Annotated in this window: 7 protein-coding genes; all 7 read left to right on the top strand. The window is 49.7% G+C overall.

Annotated elements, in window-relative coordinates; translation table 11 throughout:
- Positions 1-18: 18 nt before the first annotated feature.
- The 7 genes from G556_RS11080 (at position 19) to G556_RS0106260 (ending at position 6,235) form a co-directional block, all read left to right on the top strand.
- Positions 19-1,632: a site-specific integrase gene (locus G556_RS11080; protein WP_081675534.1), complete on the top strand. Its 1,614-nt coding sequence runs from the start codon at positions 19-21 to the stop codon at positions 1,630-1,632.
- On the top strand, positions 1,629-1,991 hold the full coding sequence (locus tag G556_RS0106230; RefSeq protein ID WP_155941765.1) for a hypothetical protein: 363 nt from the start codon (positions 1,629-1,631) through the stop codon (positions 1,989-1,991). Before G556_RS11080 ends, G556_RS0106230 begins: the two co-directional genes overlap by 4 nt.
- 53 nt (positions 1,992-2,044) lie before the next feature.
- Entirely contained in the window at positions 2,045-3,112 is a 1,068-nt protein-coding gene (locus tag G556_RS11880) for a tyrosine-type recombinase/integrase (protein WP_420806060.1), read from the top strand.
- 16 nt (positions 3,113-3,128) lie between these two features.
- On the top strand, positions 3,129-3,839 hold the full coding sequence (locus tag G556_RS0106240) for a hypothetical protein (RefSeq protein ID WP_028822161.1): 711 nt from the start codon (positions 3,129-3,131) through the stop codon (positions 3,837-3,839).
- A gap of 264 nt (positions 3,840-4,103) precedes the next feature.
- Positions 4,104-4,334, top strand: a complete 231-nt coding sequence (locus tag G556_RS10450; protein ID WP_036916131.1) for a helix-turn-helix domain-containing protein — start codon at positions 4,104-4,106, stop codon at positions 4,332-4,334.
- A gap of 337 nt (positions 4,335-4,671) precedes the next feature.
- Positions 4,672-4,989 carry a hypothetical protein gene (locus tag G556_RS0106255; RefSeq protein WP_028822163.1) on the top strand — a complete coding sequence of 106 codons (318 nt, stop codon included), beginning with the start codon at positions 4,672-4,674 and terminating at the stop codon, positions 4,987-4,989.
- Entirely contained in the window at positions 4,982-6,235 is a 1,254-nt protein-coding gene (locus G556_RS0106260; RefSeq protein WP_155941766.1) for an AAA family ATPase, read from the top strand. The genes G556_RS0106255 and G556_RS0106260 overlap by 8 nt, the downstream gene beginning before the upstream one ends.
- Positions 6,236-7,109 lie beyond the last annotated feature (874 nt).

Genomic DNA, 7,109 nt, shown 5'->3' on the forward strand with positions numbered 1-7,109 from the left:
CGGCAATTAAGGGCAACAATGACAAGACGCAAAACAACCCCAAAACGTTCACAACTTGGCTCAATTCGTCAATTGCCGTCTGGCAGGTGGCAAGCCAGATATAAAGTTGAAGCGCAAACTTTCAAAGCGCCAATGACTTTTGAAACCCGCCAAGAAGCAAACAACTGGCTAGCTGGTGAGTTCGCAGACAGGGCTAGGGGTATCTGGGTTAACCCGCTAGGTAACCCGCTAGGCCAATACGCAACCAACTGGCTAGAAAGCCGGGTAGACCTAGCTAGAAACAGCCGTGAGCGCTACAAGTGCATGATTAACCGCTATATCTTGGCAGACTACGACGGCTTTAGCCTTGCACCCATCCCCCTAGGCCAAATCAGCCCCCAACACATTCGCAAGTGGCTAACACTGGTGGCAGCTAAGGCAGAACAATCAAGCCTTGCAAGGGAAGCGCCTAAGCCGGTTGTGTGTGATGAACCAACCACCCACCCAGCACGAGCTTGGGGACTTGCAAACGGTTGGAAAGTTAAACCAAGCGGCAAGCTGCCTAAAGAACTCAAACAAGCTTGGGCTAAAGCTTGCCCCAAACAAGCAAAGGCCTATAAGCGCCCTCGCTCTAAAGGCGAAGATAAAACCGGGTACGCCAAACAGATTAGAGCTTGGGGAATGGAAAACGGTTGGCAGCTTTCAGCAAGTGGCAGGCTACCCGTTGACCTAACTAAAGCTTGGCTAGCCCACCACAGTTACCAGCAGGCCCAAGACAACCAAGAAGACGGCCAAGACCAAAACCACGTTAAGCCAGGAGCCCCAACCACAGCTAAGGCATATGCCACCCTTAGAACAATCTTTAACGCGGCTATCACAGATGGACTATTGCACTTTAACCCTTGCCGAATCAGGGGAGCAGGCCAATGCAAAGCAATGGAGCGCACCCCGGCAACCGTTGAGCAGGTTCAAGCCATAGCCGACCTAATGCCAAAACAACTAGCTAGCGCGGTAATAGTGGCAGCATGGAGCGGCCTAAGGCGCGGGGAACTGTTCGCACTAGCAAGAAAACATGTTGACCTTGAAACCGGGGCGATCAGAGTTGAACGCACACTAACCAGGCAGCGAACATTTAGCACCCCCAAAACCGCAAGCAGCGTTAGAACCGTCTACCTACCTAGTTTTGTTCTAGACGTGCTAGCCAAACACATGGACACCTACACCCGCCACCACCCAGACGCATTGATATGGGCAGGCGAGACAGGCGAACCAATCAGGCAAGCGACCGTTAGCACCTATTACCGAAAAGCACGCGAACAAGTAGGCAGACCTGATTTACGTTGGCACGACCTAAGGCACACAGGCGCAACGCTGGCATACCAAGCAGGTGGAAACGTTAGAGACGTGCAAAGGCGGCTAGGACACTCAACCGTTAGAGCCGCCATGATCTACGCACACGCAGCAGATAAAGGGGATCAAGTGCTAGCCGAACGACTAGACGAAGCGTTTAACCCCAACAGACCACCAGAACCCACACAGCCCCAACCGCCAACCACCACACCAACCCAGCAGCCAGACCACGAAGACACCCAAACACCAACAGTTCAAAGACCAGCGTTGCGCCTAATTCAAGGCGGAAAGGCAATAGCATGACCAACCAGCAAGCAAACCCAGCTAGCCCCATCTATTTAGCCACATGCCCACCTTGGTGTAACCAAAAGCACCCCATCTTGATTAGTGCAGACCAAGACCCGCTAGCCGATCAACTTGGCGCAAGCGAGCTTATAGACCACGCAACCGAACTAGTTGCAGATAGCCACGGCCTAGCCGTTGAGCTAGTTCAGACCCAAAAGCTGCAAGGCGACCAGCTCAAAGACCACCCCGCCGCGCTTAACGTCTACATTGACGGGAACACAGCGGCCACAGGCCTAAGCCCCAACGACCTAAAAGCGTGGAGCACAGCACTACAACTAGCAGCAGACCTAGCCAACGAGGTGACCAAATGGCACTAGAAACCAAAGACCAATGGCAAGCAGCGCTAGAAGGTTGGCAGCGTTCAAAGCAAATGCAAAAGCTAGCCAGTTCTACCCAACACGAATTAATCAAACGGCTAAACCAATTCGCCAAACAGATAACCCCGCTAGGGCCATGGCAAGTAACCCGAAAAGACATTAATGGCTGGCTAGCCGCTAAAGACCTAAGCGCAAACAGCAGGTACCACCGCAAAGCAGCGCTAAGGAACTTCTACAGGTGGGCACAAGCTCAAGGCCGAATAAAAGATAACCCAGCCGATGAAACAGCCCACCCACTTGCCATAGAAGTGCCAAGCGAGTGGCAGAAATCACTAAACCAATTTGCTACATGGCAAAAATCTAAAGGTCATTCAGCAAACACGTTAAAGAAATACCGAGAAAAGCTAAGCCAGCTAGCGAACGAAACAGGAGCGCCAACCCCGTGGCGGCTATCAGCAAGCGAGCTAGCAGAATGGATAGGCGGGCATACATGGAGTAGAGAAACCGCAAGACAGGCAAGAACGTGCCTAAGGTGTTTTTACAGGTGGGCTAACAAATTCGGTTACACGCCAACCAACCCAGCACTAGCGCTAGACCCGGTTAGAACCGTGCCAGCGCTACCAAGACCAGCAAGCGAAAACGCCTACCACCAAGCACTAGACGAAGCAGGCCCAAGAGTTGATCTAATGCTAAGACTTTCAGCCCAATTAGGGCTAAGGCGTAGCGAAGTGGCAGCGCTGCACACAAGCGACCTAAACCCTGATAGCTACGGTGGCTATTGGCTAGACGTGTTAGGCAAAGGTGACAAGCGTAGAGCCGTGCCAGTACCAGACGAGTTAGCCGCCATGATTAAGCAACGGCCTAAGGGCTGGCTATTCCCAAACGGTAAAGGAGGCCACCTAAGCGCCCACTACGTTGGCAAGCTAGTGGCAAACACATTGCCCGAAGGCGTGACTATGCACCAGCTAAGGCACCGTTTTGCAACCAGGGCATACCAAGCAAGCCGCGATATATACGCCGTGCAACAACTTCTAGGACACTCAAGTCCAGCAGTGACCCAACGATATGTAGCAATAGACCTAGGGCAACTACGCACCGTAGTTAACGCCGTAGCAAGCTAGGGCAAAGGTAAAGAAAATGGCACACGAAAAACTAACTAAGCCAACCAGATACAGGAAAATGGCTAACAACTTCCAAGCTTTCCCAGGCACCGCAGAAATGCTAAGCGCTAAAGGTGTTACGCGGCTAACAATTACTTGCTGGCACGGCCACAAGGTGGCCCAACTCACCAAATACGGCAACGAACCTTTTTTATTTTTACCCCTATACCGAATAGGCGACATATTCAACAAAGAAGCTCAAAGGCTAGCGAATCAGGCAGCTAAGCAGATAGAGCAAGCTAGCAAAGCAACAGCCACACCACTAGAACTACCAAAGTTGCTAAGAGAACTCGACGGCAACCCGCAACCACCCAAACCGGGGCCGGATTACAGCCCGCTAGCGCGTATAACGCCAGACGGTAAAGCCCTAGCTTGGGCGTGTGTTGCTTGCTTTAAAAGAACCCCAGCCAAGAGAACACGCAGAACACAAGCACGCCGCCATACTGGCAGATTGAAACTATTTAACCTTGCAGCAATAGCAGCAGGCCTAAACAAAGGACAACAAGAAACCGTTATAGGCGCAACCGAAAAAGCTAAGCGGCTAGCAATCGACAAATACGACGCATTAAACCCCGTGCAAGACAGACGGGCAACCGAAATAATGGCTAGGTTGTTGCGATATGCCACATCTCAAGAAATCTATACACGGTGGGAAAAAGACAACTTTGTTATAGGCAATATGCGCTAACAGATAAACGCAAGCGTTACCACAAAAACACAAGCGCCTTTAGGTTTTTCGTCTAAGGCGCTTGTGTTCGTTTAAGGCACTTGTTAACCTTATTTTCGTCTAGCTCGTAATAGGCCAAATTGCCCCACGGGAGGGCAACGCGGATATTGCCCAACGACTAGAAATCTCAAGCTTGAATGTGCTTGTTACCTGAATAGTCCAAAGCGGTCAAAGACTGCCAGGCGTTCAGGGCCGTTTTTACGCCCTGAACGAAGGAAAACCGCAATGAAGGACACAGCTAGCACTTCTACTAACTCACTTGCTACTGACAAACTTTTAACTTGTAGGCAAGCAGCACAATTAGCGGGCATAGATGAACGTTCTATGCGTACGCAGTTTAATAACCGTCGTTTTGAACTGGTCAAACTTGGCAGACGCATCTATGTGCGAACAAGCACGCTAGAACAATTCGTTAACTCCAACACCTTGCCAAGCGCCAAGGAGATGGAACAGTGAGCTATCTTCTTGAAACCAAAACCAAAGCGCGGCTAGTAGTCGTTGAATCAGATAGCCCAAGAGTTAAGGACGCGCTAGCCAAGTGCCAGACGCAAGGCCTAGACGCGCTAAACGCCTATCTGCAATACGCGAACGAAGCGCCCAAACCGCTAACTTTCCCATCTTCTAGGCAGCTAAGGCACAAATACGCCCAACGCCTAAGCAGAAAGGAATTAGCCAGAGGAATAAGGCAATTAATAGCCCTTGAATTGTTAATACCCCTACCCAAAACACCACAAAGCGAAACTGTGCTAGTGGTCGTGCCGTCTTCCAAGAGCTGCAAAGTGCAGGTGCAAACATGGCGATAATCGAAGTCAGGTTAAGCACCGACAAAAAAGGCTTTCATGACCACGACGCAGCAAAAGAAGCAATCTCTAAACTACTTTGCGAACTTAACCCCAAAGCCCAAGTAACCGTGATTTTCTCCTTGGATAATCACGACTACGACCAACCGCACGAATGGACAATAAACCTAATAGCCCAACGGCTAGCGGCTTACCCACTTGTAAAAATTGAGTTCAAAGCCCTTAAAACTTCGGTTGCTGAAAGCTGGGAACAAGCGCTAAAGACTGCAAGGCAGAAGCTGGCAGGCGCTAAGGCGGTGAAACGTGGTTAAACAAAACCAGCAGCAACAACCACCTTGGCAACTGCCAGATCTATCAAAGGCCAGCAGCGAGCAAGAACCCCCTTGGGCATCATGGTGGCAATGTCCCGAAGGCCAAGCCGCTAATACTTGGATACCGGCAAACATGGAAGAAGTATTAGCGGGGAACTTAGAAGCGCCAAAACCAACGATAGCGCCAAGAGAGGACGGCATTTGCCTACTTTACAAAGGAGAAACCCACGCATTTAACGGCGAATCAGAATCAGGCAAATCACTAATAGCCCAAGCAATTGCGGCAAGCATAATAAGTCAAGGCGATGATGTTTTATACCTAGATTTTGAATCAAACAAAAGAGCCGTAACAAGAAGACTAATAGACATAGGAACACATAAAGAAGACATTGTTAAACACTTTGCATATGTCAGCCCAGATAGCCCACACAACAACCGCAATATTGACGGAAAACCTACTAGCAACAACTTAGGAATGGCTAGCGAAGTGTTCGAACAGGTCGCACAATTCCCATGGAAATTAGTTGTTATTGACGGGGTAGAAGCAGCGCTAAGCCTTTATGCGGCAGACTCAAACAGTAGCAACGACGTATGGGCATGGCAGCGCGCGCTACCGATGAAGTTAGCCGAAAGTTCAGGCGCGGCAGTCGTGCTAATCGACCATGTTGTTAAGAACAAAGACGCTCGGGGACGTTTTGCGGTAGGCAGTCAAGCAAAGTTAGGAGCGATTACAGGAGTGACTTACCTAATCGAACCGATAAGCCAAATAGGCAAAGGTTTAGAAGGAGAAGTGAAGATACTTCTAGCAAAAGACCGGCTAGGTGATTTAAGGCAACATTGCATACCAGAGCGCGAAAACCTATCCAGGATAACCACCGTTAATATCGACTCAACCAGACCAGACGGCCCAATTATTTTCACGTTCCGAACACCGATAGACGACAAAGGCAACTTTAGGCCTACCGCAATGATGGAAAAGCTATCGAAGTTCATCGAGGAACAAAATAAACGGGGTAATTATCCTCAACAGGGCGCGGTAACGGATTATCTAAAAGATGTAGGAGTTAAAGGAAGAACCACCACCAAGATTAAAGCGCTGCAAATCTTGATAGATGAAGGATATGTGCGCGCAGACCGCAAAGGACAAGCGCGACTACATACGAGCCTTAAGCCATATAGGCAGGAAGACGACCCACTATCTGACAGGTATAAGCCCCAACCCAAACTAGTTGAGCAACAGGAATAGAAACACTAAAGATTAAGGCGCGGTTATACATAGCCGCGCCTTATCTCATGTCTAAGTGAAATAGAGAACACGGCGTGCAGGTGGCAGCACGTAGAACGAAGCGCAACCACTCCACACAACCAAAGCTAGGCATTTAGCCACCAACGCTATTCAAGAGCAGCAAAGAAGCAAGGCGGGGCGGTCTGGCAGGTCAAGGCACGACTTCTAAAAACAATTATTTAGGCCATTCCTTAACAACGTGTCTTAGGTATCTTTCCTATTTTTCCCACCCCTTAAGGGGTGGGAAAAGGGAAAGATACAAGACACTAAGGCCCGATCAATTCCGGGAAACAACGGGAAATAGTGGGAAAGATTAAAAATTAAGCCCCAAAAAACACGTTTCAACAATTTTTTTATGGGGTACGGGAGGGGAGGAAGCCTGTGGGGTCGGAGGTAGTCTAAGGCACTTCAAAAAAATCCCCATCGACGAGCGAACGGCCATGCGACTAGGGCAAATGCAATGAATCAGGCAGCGAGCAGACACCCCTAAGCCACCTGAATATCTTGCCGTCTAAGCGCCATAACCAAACGTCACCAACCTAAACCCACGTAGACCGCCTATCTTTCCCAGAGTTCGGGAATGATAGGCATGAATTGAACGCAACAAGCAGACCGCTGAACACTTGCCAAATACCTATCTTTCCCAACGTTTGGGAAAGATAGACAAGCAAGGCGGGCAAGTCGTGAACATGTTTATTTAGGCGAATGTTTAACGGCGACTAACAAGACGGTCAGGCCGTTGGTTGGTGGTTCATCGTCTGGCAGCTGGCAGGTTGTCCATCGTCTGGGTAGTGGTTCATTGTCTGGCTGGTTGGTGGTCAGCTGGTTGGTGGCT

The organism is Propionimicrobium lymphophilum DSM 4903, assembly GCF_000423485.1.
Classification (GTDB): Bacteria; Actinomycetota; Actinomycetes; order Propionibacteriales; family Propionibacteriaceae; genus Propionimicrobium; species Propionimicrobium lymphophilum.